Raw genomic sequence first — 23,893 nt, 5'->3', positions numbered from 1 at the left:
AAGGTAATTAATATTTTGAACGGGCTACAGTAACTGGATGCCTCGACTTCCCAATATCCAAATCAAGCCATTGCCCAAGCTTCAGACTGTCATCTTCTTGCATTTGGTTATTTAAACAAGCGTCCGGTGTGAATGTAAAGTTGTTAAAGTACACTTTCTCATCTACTATCTTTAAATCGATCCGTACATACGTAAACGGCTTGCTTAACTTTTTCGCAATAGCGAGCAGTTCGTCCAACTGTGCAGGTCTTGCTTTTGCTTCGTCAAACGGATGCTTTTTCTTTAAATAATTCGTATTGAACCAGTCCGGTGTTAACATTAATGTTTGCTCTTTCGGTGTAAAGCGGTCGAAAGTAGATTCGATAATCTTCGGTACTCCATGGAAACAATGAATGTTGTACTCTTGTACATCATCGCCAGTCGATGATTCGATTAAACGTTCGATAATAATTCTAGGAATGATTGATGAATAGTGAGGCTCCGCATATTTCAGCGAATAATCCGTTGCCATCATTTCCGCTAATTGCAGCCTAGTTTCCCGGTAATCCATTTCACGTTTATTTTCACAAACAATTGTCATGCCCTCACCGTGCGAACATTTCAAAACAAATTTTCTCGGCAACTGTTCGAAAATAATATCTTCTATTTCATCAAAAATACCGATCAGCGGCGGCAGCAAATAATTGTAGCCGACAGTGATCATATACTCGCGTGCCTTCACCTTATCAGTAAATCTTCTTTTAAATTCAACATCTTCAAACAGTTTGAGCCACATTAATTTTTCATTGAAGGTTTTTGGGTTTTCCAGGTTTAAACGGGTTTTGAATTTGTTCCAATATAATAATTTACTTGCGGCAATTGGGGATAGCTTTACGACTTGTGTGAATGCATAGCGCTTTGCATGTACAGGGATTTGCATAAACGAATCACAGCTCCTTCTATTATTTTTTCACATTATTAACTGGTTGTGATTAAGTAAATTAGTGAAGTTTTAGCTGTGAATAATAGAGTGGCCATGGTAGTGTTTTAAAGGTGAAATATGTTTGATAAAGTAGTATAAGATAGGCAAATTGACAGTTGTTGATTCTCAACTATTTTGGTGAATTAAAATTAATTCTATAAATATCTTTCTAATAGTATAGTCTCGAAACATCTAATATATACCTACTATTCAAGTTTTTCTTCTATTAAATGCAAAAAGGTATTTAGATATTGTCATTCTAAATACCTTTATATATCTATATAAAACTTTATTTTAATTGTTCCAATCACTCTGAAGCTTGACCAGCACTTTCACCAGTTACACCAAAATAGTATTTACATTTCGGTTCCGTACCAGATGGACGGATGGCAACCCAAGACTCGTCTTCCAGTATAAACTTCAGCACATTTTCTTTCGATAAATCGATCGGTAGCTTGTCACCTGTAATAGCAGTTGCCGTCGCTGTTAAATAATCTTCGAATAGAACAACTTTTTTGCCTGCAATTTCAGTTGGGGGATTTTGGCGAACGGTATCTAACATTGCGGCCATTTCCTCTTGACCTGATTTACCTTCGAAAACTTTGGAAATGAGTGCTTCTTTGTAATAGCCAAACTGCTTGTACACATCTTCTAAGGCATCAAGCAAGGTTTTGCCATGCAACTCATAGAAGCTTGCCATTTCCGCTACTTTTAACGCCACTTGCACCGCATCTTTATCGCGTACGAACGTTTCGATTAAATAGCCGTAGCTCTCCTCATAACCAAATAAATACTTATACGCACCTGACTGTTCATATTCGGCAATTTTTTCAGCAATATATTTGAATCCTGTTACCGTATTAACTGTTTCCACACCGTAATAAGCAGCAATCTTGGCACCTAATTCAGATGTAACAATTGTTTTAATCATAACTCCATTTTCAGGGAGTGTTCCGTTGCTTTGTTTCGTCTGTAAAATATAGTTTAACAGTAAAGCCCTTAACTGATTACCTGTTAAAAGTTCATAGGATTGACCGTTTCTAACTGCAACGCCTAGGCGGTCTCTACCGTAAGCCCCTAAAACTTTAGCCGTTTCAACAGCGAACTCTTTCGAAAAATGACGTGTATCATACGCAATGACAACACCTCTTGTCTTCGCTTCTTCGCCGCCTTCACATACATATTGTGCAAGATCTGCAGCTGCACGCCGTACTGTATAGATGTTCATGCGATTCGTGCCAACACCTAGTACACTGTGCATGCCACCCGTACCGAACTATACATTCTGTTAGAAATGATCTTCTACTAATCGTTCGTCTTTAATAATTTCTTCAAGCTCTTTCTGTAAATATTGTGGTAACTTTGCTATTCTCCATTTCTCAGAATGCTTTCGAATTTCAAACGAATTTTCACCTTCTCTTGAATAATTTACATTTCATTATTTTTACCAAAAGCTGTAAAGTTTTTCAATTTAAAATATTAACCAGGATTTTTTAAATTGTACTTCCTCTGGTTCATATAATATAAAATCTTTATTTTCAATTATCCGAGCATTGTTTTCTAAAAACAGCTCAACTGCATCTAGTTGTTTCTTTTTCTCTAAAAAAGATAATCCTTCATTAAAGAGGAATGGTCTTGTAGTAAGGTTATGGACATCAGAACCATAAGTATGGACTAAGTTGGCTTTCACTAAATCCAACGAAAGTTTTTGAACCTTTTTTCCAAATTGCCCCGCAAGACTTCCAGAAGTAATTTGTGTCATTGCCCCTTCCCTTACTAACTCCTCTAGCTTGCTTGGGCGTTCTGCAATTACTTTATTACGCTCTGGATGCGCTATAATTGGGATAATTCCTTTTAATTTAAGCTTAATGATAATTTCCTTTGTATAGAATGGGATAGTATGGGACGGTAATTCAATGAGTATATATTTGGAATTTGCAAGGGTTAATACTTTCCTTTCCTCTAATAGTGTAGAAAGCTCTCCGACTAAGCGTACTTCTTGTCCAGCATATATTTTTAAAGGAATATTATATTTATTTACCTGTTGCTGTATAATAGCAATCTGTTCATACACCGTTTCGGGAGATACATGGTACAGAGGATGGAAACTATGTGAAGTTGCAATTATTGCTGTGATTCCTTCATCCACAGCTTTTTGCAACATTTCAAGTGTATGCTGCAATTCTTTTGGCCCATCATCAACTCCAAATAATATATGGCTATGGATATCAATCATTGTCTTTTCCCTCTCTCCATTAATTTCGAAAAGATTTCCTACGAAGCCTTATAAATACGCAAATCTCAATATTATAATATATGAACAAAATAATGCTATTAAAACTCTAAAACTCTTTTATAATGTCCTAATAATTATTTTTAGTTTCAAATTTCCTTAAAGGCTGAATGAGAAATATAAAATTTTATATAATAAAAATCCCCGTTTCATAGATTAGTTTCTATGAAACGGGGATTTTTAAAAAAGATAAAAATACTTTAATTATTTCGCATACTCCACTGAGCGTGTTTCACGAATAACTGTCACTTTGATGTGACCCGGATAATCGAGTTCTTCTTCAATGCGTTTGCGGATATCTCGCGCTAAACGATGTGATGCAAGATCATCAATTTTTTCAGGCTGTACGATGATACGTACTTCACGACCAGCTTGGATCGCGAATGATTTTTCAACGCCGTCATAGCTTTCTGAAATTTCTTCCAGCTTTTCTAGGCGGCGAATATAGTTTTCTAATGTTTCACTGCGGGCACCTGGGCGGGCTGCTGATAATGCATCGGCTGCTGCTACAAGTACAGCGATAACTGAAGTTGCTTCTGTGTCACCATGGTGGGATGCAATCGAGTTAATCACAACTGGGTGTTCTTTATATTTCGTTGCCAGTTCCACACCGATTTCTACATGGCTTCCTTCTACTTCGTGGTCAATTGCTTTACCGATATCATGCAGTAAACCTGCACGACGCGCTAATGTCACATCTTCGCCTAGTTCAGCAGCAAGTAATCCTGCTAAGTGGGCTACTTCAATTGAGTGTTTTAATACATTTTGACCATAGCTTGTACGGTATTTCATACGACCTAGGATCTTCATTAAATCCGGATGCAGGTTATGAATACCTACTTCAAATGTTGTTTGCTCCCCTGTTTCGCGGATCTGTTCGTCCACTTCACGGCGAGACTTTTCAACCATTTCTTCGATACGTGCCGGGTGAATACGACCATCTTGAACTAGTTTTTCCAATGCAAGACGAGCTGTTTCACGTCGGATCGGATCAAAGCCGGATAAAATAACTGCTTCAGGTGTATCATCAATAATCAAATCAATACCTGTAAGCGTTTCTAATGTACGGATGTTACGGCCTTCACGACCAATGATGCGGCCTTTCATCTCATCATTTGGAAGATTTACAACGGACACTGTTGTTTCTGCAACATGGTCAGCTGCAAAGCGTTGTAATGCAAGTGATAAAATTTCTCGAGCCTTTTTGTCTGATTCTTCTTTTGCACGCAATTCTGATTCTTTCGTCATTACAGCGATATCTGTAGAAAGTTCGTTTTCAACTTCCTTCAAGATAACCTCTTTCGCTTCTTCGCGCGTCAGAGCTGCAATGCGCTCAAGCTCAGTTTTTTGACTTGCAACAAGTTGTTCTACTTTGCTTTCCATCTGTTCAATATGCTGTTGTCTGCTTGCCAGAGCTTCTTCCTTACGCTCTAAGCTTATCTCTCTTTTGTTCAGAGTTTCATCTTTGCGGTCAAGGTTTTCTTCTCTTTGCAATAAACGGTTCTCTTGTTTCTGAAGTTCTCCACGACGGTCACGAATGTCATTTTCCGCTTCAGTACGAAATTTGTGAGTTTCATCCTTTGCTTCAAGCAGTGCTTCTTTTTTCAGTGCATCCGCTTCACGTTTCGCGTCTTCCACGATTTGCTCGGCAACATGCTTTGCACCAGTCACTTTTGAATCATTCACGTTTTTCATGTAGAAATAGATAACAGCGACACCGACAGCGAATCCTAGCAAAGCAGGGAGTATCATTTCCATATCGTTTCCCTCCTATGCCTATATATGTCTGATGTTCTTTTAGTCGGCATAATATATCTGAATTATTCAAACATACCGCCTATTCATTTCAAAATTTAGAAATTATACATTTTAATTGTATAGTTCAAAATTAGGTATGTCAAGAATAGCCATGGTTTAAGGGGCTTTTTATATTTTTTTGGTCTATTAGGGGACTTCCAGAAATTAGTGTGGATTGGGGTGGCGGGTTACCAATCTTTTCTATAATGAATCCGGTTATCGCGATTTACGGGCTACCAGGCAACGGGAAGTTCTAATATAGTTCTAAATGTTCTAATATATTTTTATTTGTTCTAATAAACTTGCGATTTTCTAATATATTCTGTACTTCTTCAAATAAGTCGTCCCGATTTTCTAATATCCTCTTCGTATCTTCTAATATCCGATGGAGATTTTCTAATATAACAAACATTTGTTCTAGTATAAATCCCTGCTTTGTTTTTCCCACCGGTTTTACCTAGAAAAATTCAATCAAAATCGGTTAAATCATTCTCATCTTCTAATATCACGCAGAGACCGTCTAATAAAACCCATATTTATTCTACTCCACTGACCCAACAGGTACTTCAACCAAAGACCGCCCCACCATAACTATAAAACCGCCCTTCCCCAACAAAAACAAAAACCCAAGCAAAATTCTTCGCTTGGGTCTGTAACATTATTCTTTATCTTTTTCGTCTTCGAATAGTTCTAGTTCGTCCAGTTCTTCTTCTTCAGTTGTATCGTTGGCGCCGATTGTGTAGCCTAGTTCGCCGATACCGAAGTGTTGACGGATTTTTTCTGTCACTTCTTCTTTGATCGCTGGGTTTTCTTTGAAGAATTGTTTTACATTTTCACGACCTTGGCCGATTCGTTCGCTGTTGTATGAATACCAAGAACCGCTCTTTTGGATGATGTCCAGTTCTGCACCGATGTCGACGATTTCGCCTTCTTTTGAAATCCCTTCGCCGTACATAATATCCACTTCCGCTGTACGGAATGGTGGTGCTACTTTGTTTTTCACGACTTTGATTTTCGTTTTGTTCCCGATAATTTCTGTACCTTGCTTAATCGCTTCACCGCGTCGTACTTCTAAACGGATAGAAGAGTAGAATTTAAGGGCACGTCCACCTGTTGTTGTTTCCGGGTTACCGAACATAACACCGATTTTTTCACGAACTTGGTTGATGAAGATAGCAAGCGTATTCGATTTATTAATAACACCTGATAATTTACGTAATGCCTGTGACATTAAACGCGCTTGGAGACCCATGTGCGAGTCACCCATTTCGCCCTCGATCTCGGCTTTTGGCACTAATGCTGCTACAGAGTCGATTACGATAATATCAATCGCGCCAGAACGTACTAATGCTTCTGCGATTTCAAGTGCTTGTTCACCTGTATCCGGCTGTGATAATAATAATTCGTCAATGTTAACGCCTAATTTTTGTGCATATACCGGGTCAAGTGCGTGCTCAGCATCGATAAACGCTGCTGTACCGCCGTTTGCCTGAATTTCTGCGATGGCATGTAATGTAACTGTTGTTTTACCAGATGATTCTGGTCCGTAAACTTCTACAATACGTCCGCGCGGGTAGCCGCCTATACCTAATGCTGCATCAATTGCGATAGAGCCTGATGAAGTTGTCTCCATATGACGGTTCGAGTTTTCACCTAACTTCATGACAGAACCTTTACCGAATTGTTTTTCTATTTGTTTTAACGCCATATCTAATGCTGCTTTACGATCGCTCAAACTATTTCCTCCTTAAGAAAAAGCTTTATTTAACTTATGTCTCTATTATACTTGCTAATGAGATAACATTCAAGAAAAAAGCGAACATATTTTCGCTTTTTCTTTGAATGTTTCTAAATGTCTTTAAATCACTGATCAAATTGTCTTTTTCATTAGAATACAACAACTAAATCAGCTTTTTGTAACCTTGATTCGCTAATTCTCTCATTAAATAGCTGAATGTAAACTTCACTGCGCGGATTCGGTTCGTATTTCTTGAACCGGTTAATTGTAGTCGGTACGTGAGCGGTTCTGTGTCACCGATCTTAATGCCAACCCAGATTGATCCTGCAGGCTGTCCGTCATGATCACCCGGTCCTGCTGCTCCCGTCAACCCAACGCCGATATCTGTACCGAACTTTTCACGGACTTGTGTTGCCATTGCTGCTGCACATTCACTGCTGACGATGCCTTTTTCATCAAGCAGTTCACCGGAAACACCGAGGTGCTTAATTTTCGCTTCTTTCGTATACGTCACAACACCGCCGATTAATGCAGATCCAACACCCGGGATTTCTGCCAGCTCCGACTGGAACAGACCGGCCGTTAAACTTTCGGCAGCGGAAACTGTTAATTCATTTTCAAGAAGCATTTGCACAAGCTTGAAACCTAATGATTCATCATTTACGCCATAATAGTATTCTCCGACGATATCGAGAATTTCACGTTTCTTTAACTCGATCAGACGGAATGCCTGTTGTTCGTTTTGTGCTTTTGCCGTAATGCGCAATGTAACTTCACCATCTGAAGCAAGCGGGGCTACTGTTGGATTTGTCTGTTCCTCCAAAATACTCTGTATGCGGGTTTCCAGATCTGCTTCACCGATCCCGTAAAAACGTAGTACATGCGATAAAATTACACCGCCGTCATGCAAAAGTGCTGCCAGTTTTGGCTTCGTTTCATATTGGAACATTGGCTCAAGTTCTTTTGGCGGACCCGGCAGTAAAATATAAATGCGGTCATTTTCCTCCAAAAACATCCCCGGTGCCATCCCATGCTGGTTCAACAAGACATCGCAGCCATCCAGTACTAGCGCCTGTTTTCGGTTGTTTTCCGTCATCGGTCGTCTTTGCTTCGAGAAAAATTCCTCAATCGCAAACAGCGCCGTTTCATCAAACACTAACGTACGATTCAAATGTTTCGCAATCGCTTCTTTTGTCAGATCATCCTTTGTCGGACCTAAACCACCTGAGAAAATAATTACATCCGCACGCTGTTCCGCAATTTTGATCGCCTCTAATAGCCGCGCCTCGTTATCTCCTACAACTGTATGATAATAAACATTAATGCCAAGTTCCGAAAGCTGGCTCGAAATAAATTTCGCGTTCGTGTTGGCGATTTGTCCTAATAATAATTCCGATCCTACCGCTATAATTTCTGCATTCATTCCTAAAACCCCCTAAATATAAAGAAAACTAGATTAGAAAAACAGCGCCGTCCAAAATGCACGGGCATCTGTTATGTCTTTTATGGATACTTATTACTATTACCTATCCTAAAAGAAATTCTAACCTAGTTTTAGAAATTTTATTTATTTTGAATCCAATAATGCACGACGGTTTATATAGAAATAATCCCATCCAGACCATACTGTAAAGAACAACGCTACATAAAGCATGATCATATCAAAAGGTATGCCAACTAATGTAAAAATCGTATTGTGTAAAATTAATGCAGAAATCGCCACGATTTGGGCCCAAGTTTTAATTTTACCAAGCTGGTTCGCCGCTACGACTTCCCCTTGTCCAGCTAAAATCAGTCGAAGTCCCGTTACCGCGAACTCACGCGAAATAATGATAATGACAATCCAGGCAGGTGCCAAGTCGATTTCCACCAATAAAATAAAGGCAGCGGAAACGAGCAGCTTATCTGCAAGCGGGTCCAAAAACTTCCCTAAGTTCGTCACTAAATTATATTTGCGGGCATAGTAGCCATCAACCCAGTCCGTTGCAGAAGCGAAAATAAAAATAAGTGCCCCGACAAAATAGTTCACTTGCATTTCCGCGCCAAACAGCGTCATATTCCCCCAACCGAAATCAAACATCATTACAATCACAAATAGTGGGATCAATAAAATGCGCGAGACTGTAATCTTATTTGGTATGTTCATTTGCTAACACCTTTCGTCTAAAGAAAAGAGCCATCTTTTAAGATGACTACTCTCCTTGTCCTTCATTCACTAACTTTAAAATCACGTTTTGAGAAACCATATCTTGTGCGTAAGCTAATTCTACATCATTTACGTAAACTTTTGCCACTTTTGAGTTTCCTAAGCGAATACGTGCATAACCGTTTGCCGTTGAATCATGTTCTACTACTTCTCCAGCTTTGTAGACACGTGCATTTACTTGCTCTTGGCGGTTTTCATTACGAATACCAACCCATGTATCACCTGCTACTTCAACACGGATATTCAGGCTGTCTGTTCCCGATACTTCAAAAGTTGTATCTTCACCTTGTACAACACCTTCACTGATTGTTTGAGCTGCTTCAGGCTCTTCTGTGACAGGTTCTTCAGGCTCAGTGTTTTCTTCAGTGTCTGCATCTGTGTTTTCTTCGCTGTCTTCAACAGGTTTTGTTGGTGTTGAATTTGGATTTTGTTCGTATTCAATCGGTTCAATATCCTCTTCTGCTCCATCCGGGGTACTGCCCGTTTTTTGAATGTAGAGAGTTGTAATCACGACAATAATGACAATCGCAAACAATGCGACGATCAACTTCGGCATTGCTTCATTCATTTTATTGCTCGATGTCGCTTTCATATTGCGGCGACTCGGACTCTGTGTGAATGATTGAGCGACCTCTTCTTTTTGCATTTCCGGAATATCTTTTCGATACTCAGTCAATACTTCATCCGCATCTAATCCAACTGCCTCTGCATATTGCTTAATGAAGGCACGTACATAGAAAGAACCAGGCATAATAGTATAGTTACCTTCTTCGATTCCTATTAAATAACGTTTTTGGATTTTTGTGATGTTTTGTAAATCATCTAAACTATAACCTCTAGCTAATCTCGCTTCTTTCAAGCGAGCTCCTAGTTCCGTCAAAAAAAACACCTACTTTTAATATATTCAAATAATGGGAGCACATACTATGTACCCTCATATTTACTAAAAATCAAATCCGCCAAAATGGTCTGTACTTGATAACATATTATTCTTTTCAATAATTTCATATGTTATTTCTTCATCCGGCTCATGGCGCAATTCGATTATATAGTCAAAATCTTCTATTTTATATGATGAATGCTGTACGAACAGATCTGGATGCTCAATGACTTTAATCGTCGGCATACCCATGATTTCCCGAACTAACTGCTGGTGGCGTTCATCCGTCGAGCGACGTGTGACGGCACCGTCCATTATAAAAATATTATTCCCATTAAACTCATCGCCCATTAACGTATTCCGGACGGTTTGTTTAATCATAGTAGAAGAAATGAAAATCCATTTTTTATTCGCGCACACACTTGCGGCAACGATTGACTCTGTCTTTCCTACACGCGGCATTCCACGGATTCCAATTAATTTATGCCCTTCCTTTTTAAATAATTCGGCCATAAAATCAACTAAAATTCCTAATTCGTCACGTACGAACCGGAATGTATTTTTTTCATCCGCATCTTTCGGTATATAATGCCCATGCCGAACAGCCAACCGATCACGCAGCTTTGGCTCACGAAATCTTGTTACATTAATATTTTCCATTGTTGAGACGATTGAAATAAAACGCTGGATAGATTCTTCGTTTTCTGTAGATAACAGCATTCCACGATGCTCCTCATCCACACCGTTAATCGAGACAATATTAACGCGAAGCATTCCTAACAGCGATGCAATATCTCCTAATAAACCTGGTCGATTCACTTGAATTTCATATTCAAAATACCATTCGCCCATTTTGTATCTGTCCCCTCATAATAGAAACGTATTTATTTCTTACAAGTTCCATCATAGCGGATTTTCTACCTATTGAAAAGTTAGAAAGCCACGTTTTTGTTAGTTTTCTTGAAATAATTTTTAAAAAAACACGTTCTGGAAGTAACAATGTTGGACAATCATGCATTTCTAGTTGGAGATTGGTTCAATTAGTAAATCATGCAAATATGTAAACCGAAAAAAATGCCGCTCACTTATGCAGTGAGTGACATTTTTTCGTATAGCCGATTAGTGTTGTGGCTTATTTTGAACGAGCTTCATAATACAGCTTGCAATTGCTTGCTTTTCGTCCTTTTCGGCAACAGACCATAAGTCTGATAACACACGCTCTTGCTCGTTTTGTGGGTCAACGTTTTTCGCAAGATATTCACCAATCTGAACTGCGGCCTTCTCAATCATTTTATTAGGCATGCCGCTTTCTTTTGCATCAGATACTTGTTTACCTAAGAAGCTTGTCCATTGTTCCCAGTTTTGTAAAAGTCCCATTTGCTTTCCCTCCTCTCGCACAATTAGTATGTGCGGATATCAGGAAATTATATGTACCAACCGCCATTAACTCGAATTATTTGCCCTGTCACATAATCCGCACGTCCGCTCAAATAAAAAGCCGCCATATTAGCGATATCAAGTGCTTCCCCAAAAGATTGTAAAGGAATTTGACTTTCGATCATTTCGCGCTCCTCGGCATCAAACTTTGCATTCATCTTCGTATTAATAATTCCAGGTGCAATCGCATTAACACGAATGCCGCTAAACGCCGCTTCCTGCGAGTATGCTTTTACGAAACTGTGCTGAGCGCCTTTTACAGCTGAGTAGGCTACTTCGCCCGCTGCTCCGACATCACCCCAGATTGAACCGATGACAAGCACATAGCTGACTTTGTTCGCTCGTAATTTACCCGCGAGCAGTGCGGTTGTTCGCATCGGATTTTGTACATGGACGTGCCAAAGTTTGGTCATTTCCTCGGCTGGAGTGTTTTCCAGCAAATCATAATATGCATGACCGTTCGCATAGACGATTGCCTGCAATGAATAAATTTGGGCGGCAATTTGCTCCGCCCCGGTGTCACTGCTGAAATCTGCTTTTACTGGTATAAACTCCTGATTCGGAAAGTTTTCGGTAAACGTTTGAAGCATACTGTCAATGACAGTATGCCCTGTGTGATAATGCAGATAGAGTGACCAGCCATCCTGTGCTAACTGCTGGCAAATCGCTTGCCCAATCGCACCAGATGCACCACAAACTAATGCAAACTTCTTCATTTTTGATCGCGCCCGCTAACCGGCATGATTGTAAACACCGTTTGTTGCTCTTCACCTTGAATCGTCTTAAATGCATTGACGATATCTTCGACTGTAATCGTCTCCAGCACCGGTACCACATCAAATAAGTTCATGTCGTTAAATTTATAACGTGTAAACTGGTTGGCGATAAATTCAATCGAATTCAGTGCGCGCAGGAAGAAACCGATTTTTTTACGTTTAATACGTTCTACATCTTCAGAAGTGAATAAGTTCTCTTGTTCTGATTGTGCAAGCTTCTCTTTAATCAATTTGGCAAGCTGCTCCGGCTGCTCCGAATCAGAGCCGATCAGTGCAAAACCGTAGCCATTTTCCAATGAAAAATCATAGCCGTATGATTCGTCAATTAAGCCGTTTTCATATACATCTGTATAGAACGATGAAGCGCGGCCGAATAAACATTCAACGCCGATCTGAACAGCAAGCTCATGCTTCAGCATTTCTTCGCCGCTTAAATCAACCTGCTTCGCCTTTAAACCAACATACACTTTTGGTTTTTGGACATCCATATGAAGCACGCGCTCTTTTTCTGCCACATTTGTTGGTTCTTCATCAAACAAACGTTTTAAATCTGTCGGCTTCTGGAATGTCTTTTTGTTTTGGTTGTCTTCAATAAAGGCCATCATTTCAACAGGATCTACAGCACCAATTACGAACAATAACATGTTCGATGGGTGGTAAAACGTGTTGTAGCACGTATATAAATGCTCGGCCGTAATTCCGTCAATTGACTCGATCGTGCCGGCAATATCAATTTTCACCGGGTGGTTATGATACATGTTTTCGATCGCGCCAAAATATAAACGCCAATCCGGCTGGTCATCGTACATCGTAATTTCCTGTCCGATAATGCCTTTTTCTTTATTCACCGTTTCTTCTGTGAAGTACGGCTCCTGTACGAAATTCAATAATGTTTCCGTACTTTTATAAATATGGTCTGTTGCAGAGAATAGATATGCTGTGCGGGTAAATGATGTAAACGCATTCGCCTGCGCGCCGACTTCACTGAACTTTTGGAATACATCCCCGTCTTCTTTTTCGAACATTTTATGCTCTAAAAAGTGGGCAATCCCGTCCGGCACAGTAACCGGTTCTGTTTCTCCGATCGGTACGAATGTACGGTCAATCGAACCATATTTCGTTGTAAATGTCACAAATGTTTTTGAAAAGCCTTTTTTCGGCAAAATGTATACGTCTAATCCATTGTTTAGCTGCTTGTAATATAATGTTTCATCTAGTTGCTGGAATTCAATTGTTTCCATGGATTACTCCCCCTTACCGCATAAGAAATACGTTGCTTCTAATTTAATATCCTGTGCCACTTTTTGCACGTCTTCTTTTGACACAGATTGCCAGCGTGCAGTCCACGTATCCAAATTAAACGGTTCGTCTAATGCTTTGTATTGGTCAAAAATTTCGATTTGGCCACGAGGTGAATCCAATGCTTCTTTTAACTGGTTAATAAGCATCGCCTTCGTTTGCGCCAATTCTAAATCGGTAATTTCTCCGTTTTGCATCACTTTTAACTGATCTGCAATTAGTTGGCGTGCCTTTTCTTCATTTGCCGGCTCAATACCTGACACGACAAACAATAATCCGTATTGAGAAGCGTATGAACTTGATGCATAATAAGCTAAACTTTCTTTTTCGCGGACATTCATAAATAATTTTGAATGGGCATATCCGCCAAAGATACCGTTGAAAATTTGCATGATTGGGAAATCTTTATCGCCAAATCGGACAGGTGTCGAGTAGCCGATATGCAGTTTCCCTTGTTTCATTTCCTGCGTTTCTTTTGTATATGGTTCAACGTTTGCAGGAGTTGTATCTTCTTTTGTTGTCTGATGTGCATCGCGGTCAGCAAACGGGAAAGCTGCTTTTAGCTGCTGCGTCATTTCTTCGATATTAATATCGCCGACAACGTAAATATCAATGACATCATTTGCTAGCATATCTTCATATGTTTTTGTTAATGATTGTGGTGTAATTGCTTTTACGGCTTCGATATTTCCGTTTGCAGAAAATGATGCTGCGCTGTTTGGACGGATAATTTCTGTTAAACGTTTTTGTGCATAGCGTGACTTGTCATCAAAAATGGATTGGATACGTTGGATGACCATCTCTTTTTCGCGGTTGACAATTGATTCTTTAAATACGCCGTTTTCGAAGTTCGGTTTGAAGATTGCTTCATGGATCAGATCGATTACTTCATTTAATACATTGCCATGTGATAAATACTGGTCGTTTACTGTTTCGACATTTAATAGTACAGTATGCTCCTGACCGCGCTTTGCTGTGTCAAAATACAATACTGTGCCAAAAAGGTCATCTAAATAGCTGCGGTAACTTGCCGATGTTGGAAATTTTTCGTTGCTGTGCTGCAGGACATTCGATAATACTGTACGTTGTGCCGCTGTTTCTTCATTTAATGGTGCTCTCCATTTGATCGAAAAGTTCACCGTTTTGAATTGGGCGGTTTGTCGTATATGAAGCGAAACACCTTTCGCAATTTCGGTTGTTAAAAACAAAAAAACTCCTCCTGACTACCTCGTGAATATAAATATAAATGCTTCTTCTCTACTATACATGTGTTGCCTTGATTTGTGCAAAGTTATTATCCGTACTAAGTGTTCCCTAATTCGTGACATTTATGAATAAAAAGTATGAACGGTAAAAAATTAAAAATATTTCTTTTTATAATAAAATTTCTAGACACTTTCTGCGTTTCTTAATGGAGTCCGTTGTACTGCGTTGCAGGGCACGCTTTCCTGGGGGCGTGGCTCCAACTAACTTGATGTATGCCTCTACGGCGGCATACATCAAGTGGATTTTCCGCGCACGCTTAATCCCCTAGGAGTCGGCCCCTCCACTCCGCACAACTATGGTTTTGTATGAAGTTTGGGCTGCTTATCTAATTCGTGGCAAGGTTCGTTAATTTTATTTTTTACTTTATAATGGTTCTTCTTTTTTACAGATCAAGGCTAATAAATTCCGCGGTTTCTACTTTTTCATGAATAGCTTCTACTTTAGCCGTAAAACTTTCTACTTTTTCCCGCAACTAGTTAATAAAATCAACGCTTTCTACTTTTCGAGCGAGAAGTTCCACTTTTTCCTAAATAGCTTCCATTTTAGCCCCATAACTTTCTACTTTTCCTTTAAAAAACTCTACTTTCCCCTGAATAGTTTCTACTTTAGTTCCTGAACTTTCTACTTTCCTCTAAATAGTTTCCGCTTTAGCCACAAAACTTTCCACTTTCTCTTCAATCAGTTCTACTTTCTCCAGCAATTTGGCTATTAAATTCAGTGCCCACACTTATTCAACATAAAAAAACCGTCTGTACAAATCCACTTTGTACAGACGGTTTTATAATTAGCGTTTTCCTTTGATGTATGGAACGCCTGATGCTTTTGGTGCTACTGCTTTTCCTACGAAGCCTGCTAATGCCAGGATTGTCAGGACGTATGGCAGGACTTGCAGGATTACTGGTGGGATCTCTTGAATGTATGGGATATTCCCGCCACCGATACTTAATGTTTGTGCTAATCCGAAGAACAGTGCAGCACCTAGGGTACCAAGTGGATGCCATTTACCGAAGATCATTGCGGCAATGGCGATGAAACCTTGTCCTGCTACTGTAGAGCCAGAGAAATCACCAGATGATGTCATAGCCAATGAAGCACCACCAACACCTGCTAATGCACCGGAAATCATAACGCCGATATAACGCATTTTTGCTACGTTAATCCCCATCGTATCCGCTGCCATTGGATGTTCTCCTACTGATCGAATACGTAAACCGAATGGCATTTTGTAAAGAACAAACCATGCTCCTACCGCAACAACCAATGCGATAATTGTTGTAGAGTATACATTTTGGAACAATAGCGGTCCTAAAAACGGTATATCGGATAAATACGGTATTTCAAAACGTTGTAATGGCGCTGAAACCATGTCTGTTTGACCTTTACCGTAAATTAATTTTACTAAGAATACTGTAATCGCTGCAGCAAGCATGTTCAGGGCAACACCTGTAACAGTTTGGTCTGCTCGGAATGTTACGGCTGCAACGGCAATAATCAACGAGAAGATGGCCCCTGCCAACAACGCTGCTAATAAAGCCAGCCAAATGACGTTTTTCCCAAAATCAGCATAGTATTCAAGGTTTATATAAATACCTGTAAATGCACCGACAATCATTAACCCTTCAACACCAAGACCGATTACCCCTGCACGCTCCGAGAATAGAGCCCCGATACCTGTTAAAATAAGCGGTGTTGCGTATAAAAGGGCAGAAGGGACGATAAAGTATAACACTTCTAAAAAGCTCATGTTACTTGCCCTCCTTTTTCTTTCCGAATTTCTGTAAACCAACACGTAAAATATAGCCTGATGCGACGAATAAAATAATTACTGCGATAATGATCGATACGATTTCTTCCGGAATTCCAGCTTCGTTCGGCATGTTTAAAGAACCGTATTTCAGGGAACCGAATAATGAAGCCCCGAAGAATACACCGATTGGATTGTTTGCACCAAGTAATGCTACGGCAATCCCGTCGAATCCGATACCTGAAGCTGCTGCTTTAATCGATGCGTTCTGGTATGTTCCCAATGCTTCCATCGCACCGCCAAGACCGGCGAATACACCGGAAATTGTCATCGCTAAAATGATATTGCGGTTTACGTTCATACCTGCATATTCAGCAGCGTTTTTATTGAACCCTACTGCTTTTAACTCATAACCGCGCGTTGTTTTTTCTAAAATGAACCACATGACAACAACCATGATCAGCGCAACGATAATCCCTAAGTGAAGACTTGAATTATCTGTAATGTCACGTAACCACTGATTACGTAATGTAGCGGACTCTAATACTGTCGGCGTTTTGAAACCGCCGTCTGATAATGATTTAATTGCAGCATTTGTTAAATATAATGCTGTGTAGTTTAACATGATCGACGCAATTACTTCGTGTACTTGGAGTTTTGCTTTCAGGAAACCGACGATAAATGCCCAGAATGCACCAGCTGCCGCAGCCGCTAGTAATGCTAATGGCAAGTGGATAATACGTGGTAATCCATCAATTGCATATCCGACATATGCCGCTGCAAGCCAGCCCATTAATAGCTGACCTTCAACACCGATGTTGAATAATCCTGTACGGAAGGCGAATGCTACCGCAAGACCTGCTAAAATATACGGTGTAATTTGGCGAATTGTATTACCGATAGAATAAGAATCTCCGAAAATACCATTCCATAGGGCAGTATACCCATCGATTGCATCATAGCCGCTGACAACCATGATGATTCCGCCAACGAGTAATCCTAAAACTACCGAGATGAGTGGAACGAGCAGATTCACAACTCGATTTGACATTATTCGTTCCCCTCCTTAACTGCCTTTGCTTTACGTTTTTCACCGGCCATCAATAAGCCCAGTTCTTGTTCAGATGTTTCTTTCGGATAAACCGTATCGACGATTGTTCCGTCATAAATAACGGCAATGCGGTCAGAAACATTCATTACTTCATCTAATTCAAACGAAATTAATAATACGGCTTTTCCTTTATCACGTTGCTCGATTAAACGAGAGTGGATAAATTCAATTGCCCCAACGTCCAATCCACGAGTAGGAAGTGCTGCAATCAGCAGATCCGGATCACGGTCAACTTCACGGCCGATAATTGCCTTTTGCTGGTTACCGCCTGAAAGTGCACGTGCAGGCGTCATTTCACCTTGACCTGTACGAACATCATACTCTTCAATGATTTTACGTGCTTTTTCGTTAATTTTCTTATAATCCATAATTGCGCCTTTTGAAATTGGCGATTTATAGTAAGTTTGTAATGCGATATTGTGCCCAATAGGGAAATCCAGGACAAGCCCGTGTTTGTGACGGTCCTGAGGAATATGTCCTACACCTGTCTCCGTAATTTCACGCGGTTTTAAACCTGTAATATCTTTGCCGCCTAAAGTAACTTTACCGCTCTTAATTTTACGCAGTCCTGTGATTGCTTCGATTAATTCTGATTGACCATTTCCGTCAATCCCTGCAATACCAACGATTTCCCCACGACGAATCGATAAATTCAAACCTTTTACTTTTTCGACATCCCGGTAATCCGTTACAACAAGATTTTCGACTTTGAAGATTTCTTCAGTAGGGTTTGCTTCCCCTTTTTCTGTTTTGAATTCTACTTGTCGGCCTACCATTAATTCCGCAAGCTGATCCGGGTTTGTTTCGTTCGTTACGACTGTTCCAACCCCTTCACCTTTACGGATAATTGTTACACGGTCAGATAATTCCATAATTTCTTTCAGCTTATGCGTAATGATAATGATCGATTTGCCTTCTTTAATCAGAAGTTTTAAAATCGCCATTAATTCCGTTATCTCTTGTGGTGTTAATGATGCAGTCGGCTCGTCAAAAATTAGGATTTCCGCACCACGGTATAATGTTTTTAAAATTTCTACACGCTGTTGCATTCCGACAGAAATATCTTCAATTTTCGCATATGGATCCACATCCAGATTGTATTTCTTCGATAATGCAGCGATATCTTTTGCGGCGTCTTTTATGTTGATAGCTCCTAATTTCGTAGGTTCGCTACCTAAAATGATGTTTTCCGTAACCGTGAAGTTTTCCACAAGCATAAAGTGCTGGTGTACCATTCCGATTCCTAAATCATTTGCTTTGTTTGGATCTGTAATTTTTACTGATTCTCCGCGTACTTTAATTTCTCCGGCTTCTGGTTGATATAGACCGAAAAGTACATTCATTAAAGTCGATTTACCTGCACCGTTTTCTCCTAGTAGTGCATGAATTTCGCCTTTTTTTAACTGGAGGGTGATATTGTTGTTTGCTACGAAATTACCGAACTCTTTACGGATTCCTAGCATTTCAATCACGTATTCCACTAGACTCACTCCCTTAGGCTATTTATCTTTAAAATTATTTTATAAAATTAACACATGAAAGATTTTTGGTAAAATCTTTCATCTATTAATTTTCAGACGAAATTTACACTAGATAAGTATCTTTTTTTACAATTCTATGAAAATATAACGCTTACATTTCCAATTTACTGAATATTTAAAACATACCTGTAAATTAGAAAATCATCATAGGGAATAATTCCCCTATGATGATTACTCCATTAAGAATTATTATTTATCTTTCGGTTTTTCTTCTGAAACTTTAATTTCGCCAGAAGCAATCTTCTCTTTATATTCTTCTACTTTATCTAATACTTCTTGAGGAATCGCACCACGAGAATCTGCTAAGCCAACACCGTCTTCAGCTAAACCGTAAACAGTTGTTGTTCCGCCTGGGAACTCACCGTTTTTCGCTTTAGTAGCGATATCCACTACTGCGTTGTTAACACCTTTTAACATAGAAGTTAAAGTGATGTTTGTTGAGTCATCAACTTGACCTTCTGCGTATTGGTCAGCGTCAACACCGATTACCCATACGTTAGCCTCCGGATCTTTTGCTTTACGCTCTTTAGCTTCTGAGAATACACCGTTACCAGTAGCACCAGCAGCGTGGAAAATAATATCTACGCCAGAAGAGTACATTGAGTTCGCAGCGATTTTACCTTTAGATGCATCATCGAAAACACCTGTGTAGTTTACTTGGATTTCGATATCCGGGTTAACAGCTTTTGCACCTTCGATAAAACCAGCGTGGAAGCGGTTAATTACTGGGATATCTGTACCACCTACGAAACCGATTTTGCCTGATTCAGACATTGAAGCAGCAACAACACCAGCTAAGAAAGCACCTTCTTGTTCTTTGAACAGGATGTTTGCTACGTTGTCAGCTTCAACAGCCGCATCGATTAATGCTAACTGTGCATCTGGATTGTCATTAGCGATTTCTTCAATTGCATCACCCATCATGAAACCAACACCGAATACTAAATCGAAGTCACGACGTAATAAGTTGTTTAAGTTTGTGTTGTAGTCAGCATCTGATTGAGATTGTAAGTAGTCGAAACCACCGTCACCTTTAGAAAGGCCGTTGTCAGCACCGAATTTTTGAACACCTTCCCAAGCTGATTGGTTGAATGATTTGTCGTCTACACCACCAACGTCTGTTACCATTGCGATTGAGAAATCGCCAGAACCAGCGTCTGTGCTTGTTTCAGAACCAGAAGTAGAATCGTTGTTAGAAGTGTCTTTTGAATCAGTGCCCTCATCGTCAGTTCCGCATGCTGCCAAAATTGCACCAGTTGCTACTACAGAAGAAATTAATAAACCAAATTTACGCTTTTTCATTAATGAGTCCCCCTCAAAGGTAATTGATATTAGCAGGAATTAAATAATAGAAATTATTGTTCTACACCCGTTTACGTACTACATGGAAGCTGAATTTGTCAGCTCTGAAATAATTTTTTGAATAAAGAACGACACGATCATTTTCATCATAGTGAAGTTGCTTTAATACAAGCAATGCTGTTTCCGGCCCACATTTCAATATCGGTGATACTTCATCGTGGAAGCCTACAGGATCGATATATGTCACTGCATATGCGACACGGATGGATCCGGTTTGCTCTAAAGCCGAGAAAATCGAAACGTTTTGATTACTTATAAATTCTTTTGGCAGTAAATTGGCCGGTACTTTGTCTACACAGTAGACGACCGGTTCATTGTCTGCCGTTCTTACACGTTCAATCGTGATAACATTGTCATCAATGTCAGTTTGGAAACGTTCCACATCATCTTCCGTGGCTTTTTCTTCCTTGGCACTGATGAAGATTGTGCCAGGATTCATACCCGCATTTTCAATCATAGATGATACACTCGATAAATGTTCAATGCCTGACGTAAAGACCGGCTTTGGATTGACGAATGTACCGACACCATGACGACGGACAATAATGTTTTCTTCTTCCAACAGTCGCAGTGCTTCACGAAGCGTTGCACGACTCACACCCAATGTTTTTGAAAGTTCGAATTCAGAGGGTAATTTTTCGTTCTCACGATAGGTCCCTTTATCTATATCTGACTTCAAACGATCAATCACTTGTAAGTATAAATGACGATGATCTGCTTTAATTGTCAATTAGTATCACCACCATAACTAGAGATCAGACATCTGATGTACAACATTCCTACTAATTCGTGAATAATATAACACTTTAAACGAAAAAAGAAAACATATTTCTTTCAATGTGTTATGTTAATGTGAAAAATTAGCGAATTTATTTCAAAACTTATAGAAAAGAATATATTCCGAAAAGTCCGATAATGTCAAGGTTTTCTAGTTAAATCGGTTCCCTAGAACTTGACGCGGTTTACTGCCTTCAGGTGGTCCAACGACACCGCGTTGTTCCATTTGATCGACAATTCGGGCTGCACGTGAATACCCGATTCTAAATCGGCGCTGCAGTAAAGATACGGAAGCTGTTTGCATTTCCAGTACGAGCTGAACTGCATCGTCATACAAGTCATCCGTTTCATCCATCACATCAACAATCGGTTCATCTGTCGGAATCATCGCCTCCTCATATTGTGCTTTTTGCTGTTCAATGACACTGTTAATAATTCGTTCCACTTCATGATCACTTACAAATGCACCTTGCACACGGACTGGTTTGGATGCTCCTGCCGGTAAATACAGCATATCGCCGCGGCCAAGTAGTCGCTCTGCCCCACCCATATCCAAAATGGTGCGGGAATCGACTGCAGATGACACGGCAAATGCAATACGGGAAGGAATATTTGCTTTGATGATGCCGGTAATAACATCAACAGACGGTCTTTGTGTCGCGATAATGAGGTGAATCCCTGCTGCACGCGCCATTTGGGCAAGCCGTGTAATCGCATCCTCCACTTCACTTGACGCAACCATCATTAAGTCCGCCAGCTCGTCGACAATTACGACAATGTAGGGAAGCTTCGGTTGTTTCTCCATTGCCTCTTCATTGCTTATATCGATATATTCGTTATATCCTTCAATATTCCTTGTACCGGAATGTGAAAATAGATCGTAGCGTCGTTCCATTTCCGACACAACTTTTTGTAAAGCCTGTGCCGCTTTACGCGGATCTGTTACAACCGGTGCCAATAAATGCGGAATACCATTATATACACTTAGCTCCACCATTTTCGGATCGATCATCATCATTTTCACTTCACTTGGTTTTGCGCGCATTAATAGTGACACAATAATGCCATTGATACATACACTTTTACCGCTGCCGGTTGAACCAGCGACCAATAAATGGGGCATTTTGTTAAGCTCAGCCGCAATCGCCTGGCCTGTTACATCGCGTCCCAAACTTACCAGCAATTTGGCCCCGACTTTCACCTGCTCATTTGCTTCAAGCACTTCACGTAATGTTACGACAGCTACTTCACTGTTCGGTACTTCAATCCCGACAGCCGACTTACCTGGAATTGGAGCTTCAATACGAATATCTTTTGCTGCTAGGGCAAGTGCCAAATCATCTTGAAGGCTGACAATTTTACTTACTTTTACACCAGTGTCCGGCATGACTTCATATTTTGTAACTGCAGGACCTAAATGAACCTGTGTCACTTTCGCTTTTACACCGAAGCTTAAAAACGTTTGTTCCAGTTTTTTTGCATTCATTTGAATGACCGAATATTCACCGCTTTGATCATGTTCTGGTGGTGGATTCAGTTGCTGCATGGACGGTAAAATGTAAGTTTGGTCCGGTTCGGAAGTTACAGCCATGATCGGCTCACTTATTTTTTCTTCTACCTCAATTTCGCTACCCTTTTGCTTTTCCTGTTTTACCTGCTCCACAAAATTTGAAATGATCGGTTCATGATGTGGTGCTGGCGTTGCCGTTGTAATAATCAGGTCTTCCAAATCAGCCGCTTCCTCTTCAATAATCGGTTCGGTTTTAGAACGACGCTGCTTCTCTTTCGTTTCAGGTTGCGGCTTACTTCTTGTGCTGCGTTTCGTCCTTTTGAACTTTCCCTTAAGTTTCGGGGCTTTCTCCACTAATATTGGCACGAGCGCTTTTCCGGTAATTAAAATAATTCCGATTGCCAATAATACAAATGCGGCAATTTTAGCTCCCGAAGCATCAAATAAAACGTGGAACAGGCTGAATAATAATCCGCCGATCATCCCTCCGCCGAGCGCATTGCTGCGGTTTACGATTCCGTCCGTACTGATGAGAATTCTCCAAGTTTCCTTTAATACGGAATTGGACAACAATGTATTCGTTGCATGCATTTGTTCGAATAACAAACTATGACTGAAAATCGTCAAGCTTGCCCCAACAAACAGCACGCCGTATACGACACGGGTATTGAATGCGACACCCCGGCGTTTAACCATTAACATCCCTGCGATTAAAAAGCATAATAACGGAATGATAAAATGTAAATTGCCGAAGAAAAACATGGCAATTGAATGGAGCATTCGTCCAACAAGTCCGAACTCCAGAAATTCGATAATGGCTAATGCGATGAGCAGCAATCCGATAATTTCATATGCGAGCGGATGCATCTCCTCTTTTGTTTTTGGCTTTAGCGTCGGCTTTGCTTTTGCTTTTGACTTACTACTTTTCTTTTTATCCAATCGTTGTTCACCTACTTAAAAATTGTTCCATATTGTTAGACGCCAAAGTTGCAATATAGGCTTCCGAATTATGTTGATGTGTTATTTAAGCGTAAGCGATAACTTAGTTTGTGCTGAATTAAAATAGTTTTACCGCTATGTACCGAAAAATCAGTTTTTTTCACGTAATCTTCAGGTTTTACTGTCTTTATCCAGCTCTCGCTAATTTCAACTCTATAAAGAACATCTCGACTCCGGAAATTTAGTTAGAAAAAGG

General features: G+C 40.0%; 18 protein-coding genes and 1 pseudogene. All 19 read right to left on the bottom strand.

What is annotated here, in order from left to right; genetic code table 11:
- Positions 1–7 precede the first annotated feature (7 nt).
- On the bottom strand, positions 8–919 hold the full coding sequence (locus MHH44_RS06125; protein WP_340798045.1) for an ATP-grasp fold amidoligase family protein: 912 nt from the start codon (positions 917–919) through the stop codon (positions 8–10).
- A 349-nt stretch (positions 920–1,268) separates the two neighbouring features.
- A pseudogene (locus MHH44_RS06120) lies at positions 1,269–2,357 on the bottom strand (hypothetical protein).
- 75 nt (positions 2,358–2,432) lie between these two features.
- On the bottom strand, positions 2,433–3,197 hold the full coding sequence (locus tag MHH44_RS06115; protein WP_008403193.1) for a tyrosine-protein phosphatase: 765 nt from the start codon (positions 3,195–3,197) through the stop codon (positions 2,433–2,435).
- Positions 3,198–3,458: 261 nt separating this feature from the next.
- Positions 3,459–5,012 (bottom strand): ribonuclease Y, encoded by a 1,554-nt coding sequence (rny, locus tag MHH44_RS06110; RefSeq protein ID WP_008403194.1) that lies wholly within the window; start codon positions 5,010–5,012, stop codon positions 3,459–3,461.
- A 697-nt stretch (positions 5,013–5,709) separates the two neighbouring features.
- Complete coding sequence (gene recA / locus MHH44_RS06105) at positions 5,710–6,786, bottom strand: recombinase RecA (RefSeq protein WP_014824449.1); 1,077 nt, start codon at positions 6,784–6,786, stop codon at positions 5,710–5,712.
- 166 nt (positions 6,787–6,952) lie between these two features.
- Entirely contained in the window at positions 6,953–8,212 is a 1,260-nt protein-coding gene (locus MHH44_RS06100; protein ID WP_340798044.1) for a competence/damage-inducible protein A, read from the bottom strand.
- 144 nt (positions 8,213–8,356) lie between these two features.
- Positions 8,357–8,935: a CDP-diacylglycerol--glycerol-3-phosphate 3-phosphatidyltransferase gene (gene pgsA / locus MHH44_RS06095; RefSeq protein WP_008403198.1), complete on the bottom strand. Its 579-nt coding sequence runs from the start codon at positions 8,933–8,935 to the stop codon at positions 8,357–8,359.
- Between the two features lie 46 nt (positions 8,936–8,981).
- Entirely contained in the window at positions 8,982–9,884 is a 903-nt protein-coding gene (locus MHH44_RS06090) for a helix-turn-helix domain-containing protein (protein WP_231918688.1), read from the bottom strand.
- A gap of 54 nt (positions 9,885–9,938) precedes the next feature.
- Positions 9,939–10,727: a DUF3388 domain-containing protein gene (locus tag MHH44_RS06085; protein ID WP_008403200.1), complete on the bottom strand. Its 789-nt coding sequence runs from the start codon at positions 10,725–10,727 to the stop codon at positions 9,939–9,941.
- A gap of 267 nt (positions 10,728–10,994) precedes the next feature.
- Positions 10,995–11,252 (bottom strand): DUF3243 domain-containing protein, encoded by a 258-nt coding sequence (locus MHH44_RS06080; protein ID WP_008403201.1) that lies wholly within the window; start codon positions 11,250–11,252, stop codon positions 10,995–10,997.
- Between the two features lie 47 nt (positions 11,253–11,299).
- Positions 11,300–12,028 carry an elongation factor P 5-aminopentanone reductase gene (gene ymfI / locus MHH44_RS06075; protein WP_065216395.1) on the bottom strand — a complete coding sequence of 243 codons (729 nt, stop codon included), beginning with the start codon at positions 12,026–12,028 and terminating at the stop codon, positions 11,300–11,302.
- Entirely contained in the window at positions 12,025–13,329 is a 1,305-nt protein-coding gene (gene yfmH, locus MHH44_RS06070) for an EF-P 5-aminopentanol modification-associated protein YfmH (RefSeq protein WP_008403203.1), read from the bottom strand. The genes ymfI and yfmH overlap by 4 nt, the downstream gene beginning before the upstream one ends.
- Positions 13,330–13,332: 3 nt before the next feature.
- A complete protein-coding gene (gene yfmF, locus MHH44_RS06065; protein ID WP_340798043.1) occupies positions 13,333–14,595 on the bottom strand; it encodes an EF-P 5-aminopentanol modification-associated protein YfmF in 1,263 nt (420 codons plus the stop codon).
- Positions 14,596–15,437: 842 nt separating this feature from the next.
- On the bottom strand, positions 15,438–16,397 hold the full coding sequence (locus MHH44_RS06060; RefSeq protein ID WP_014824453.1) for an ABC transporter permease: 960 nt from the start codon (positions 16,395–16,397) through the stop codon (positions 15,438–15,440).
- Position 16,398: 1 nt separating this feature from the next.
- A complete protein-coding gene (locus MHH44_RS06055; RefSeq protein ID WP_340798042.1) occupies positions 16,399–17,448 on the bottom strand; it encodes an ABC transporter permease in 1,050 nt (349 codons plus the stop codon).
- Positions 17,448–18,989 carry an ABC transporter ATP-binding protein gene (locus tag MHH44_RS06050; protein ID WP_340798041.1) on the bottom strand — a complete coding sequence of 514 codons (1,542 nt, stop codon included), beginning with the start codon at positions 18,987–18,989 and terminating at the stop codon, positions 17,448–17,450. Before MHH44_RS06050 ends, MHH44_RS06055 begins: the two co-directional genes overlap by 1 nt.
- 249 nt (positions 18,990–19,238) lie before the next feature.
- Positions 19,239–20,351: a BMP family lipoprotein gene (locus MHH44_RS06045; protein WP_340798040.1), complete on the bottom strand. Its 1,113-nt coding sequence runs from the start codon at positions 20,349–20,351 to the stop codon at positions 19,239–19,241.
- Between the two features lie 61 nt (positions 20,352–20,412).
- On the bottom strand, positions 20,413–21,141 hold the full coding sequence (locus MHH44_RS06040) for a GntR family transcriptional regulator (RefSeq protein WP_340798039.1): 729 nt from the start codon (positions 21,139–21,141) through the stop codon (positions 20,413–20,415).
- Positions 21,142–21,339: 198 nt separating this feature from the next.
- A complete protein-coding gene (locus MHH44_RS06035) occupies positions 21,340–23,637 on the bottom strand; it encodes an FtsK/SpoIIIE family DNA translocase (RefSeq protein WP_340798038.1) in 2,298 nt (765 codons plus the stop codon).
- Between the last annotated feature and the right edge of the window lie 256 nt (positions 23,638–23,893).

It is taken from the genome of Solibacillus sp. FSL K6-1126 (assembly GCF_038003445.1).
GTDB classification, from domain to species: Bacteria; Bacillota; Bacilli; order Bacillales_A; family Planococcaceae; genus Solibacillus; species Solibacillus silvestris.
Note: the sequence above shows the minus strand (reverse complement) of the source record. Positions and strands in the feature narration are given on the sequence as shown.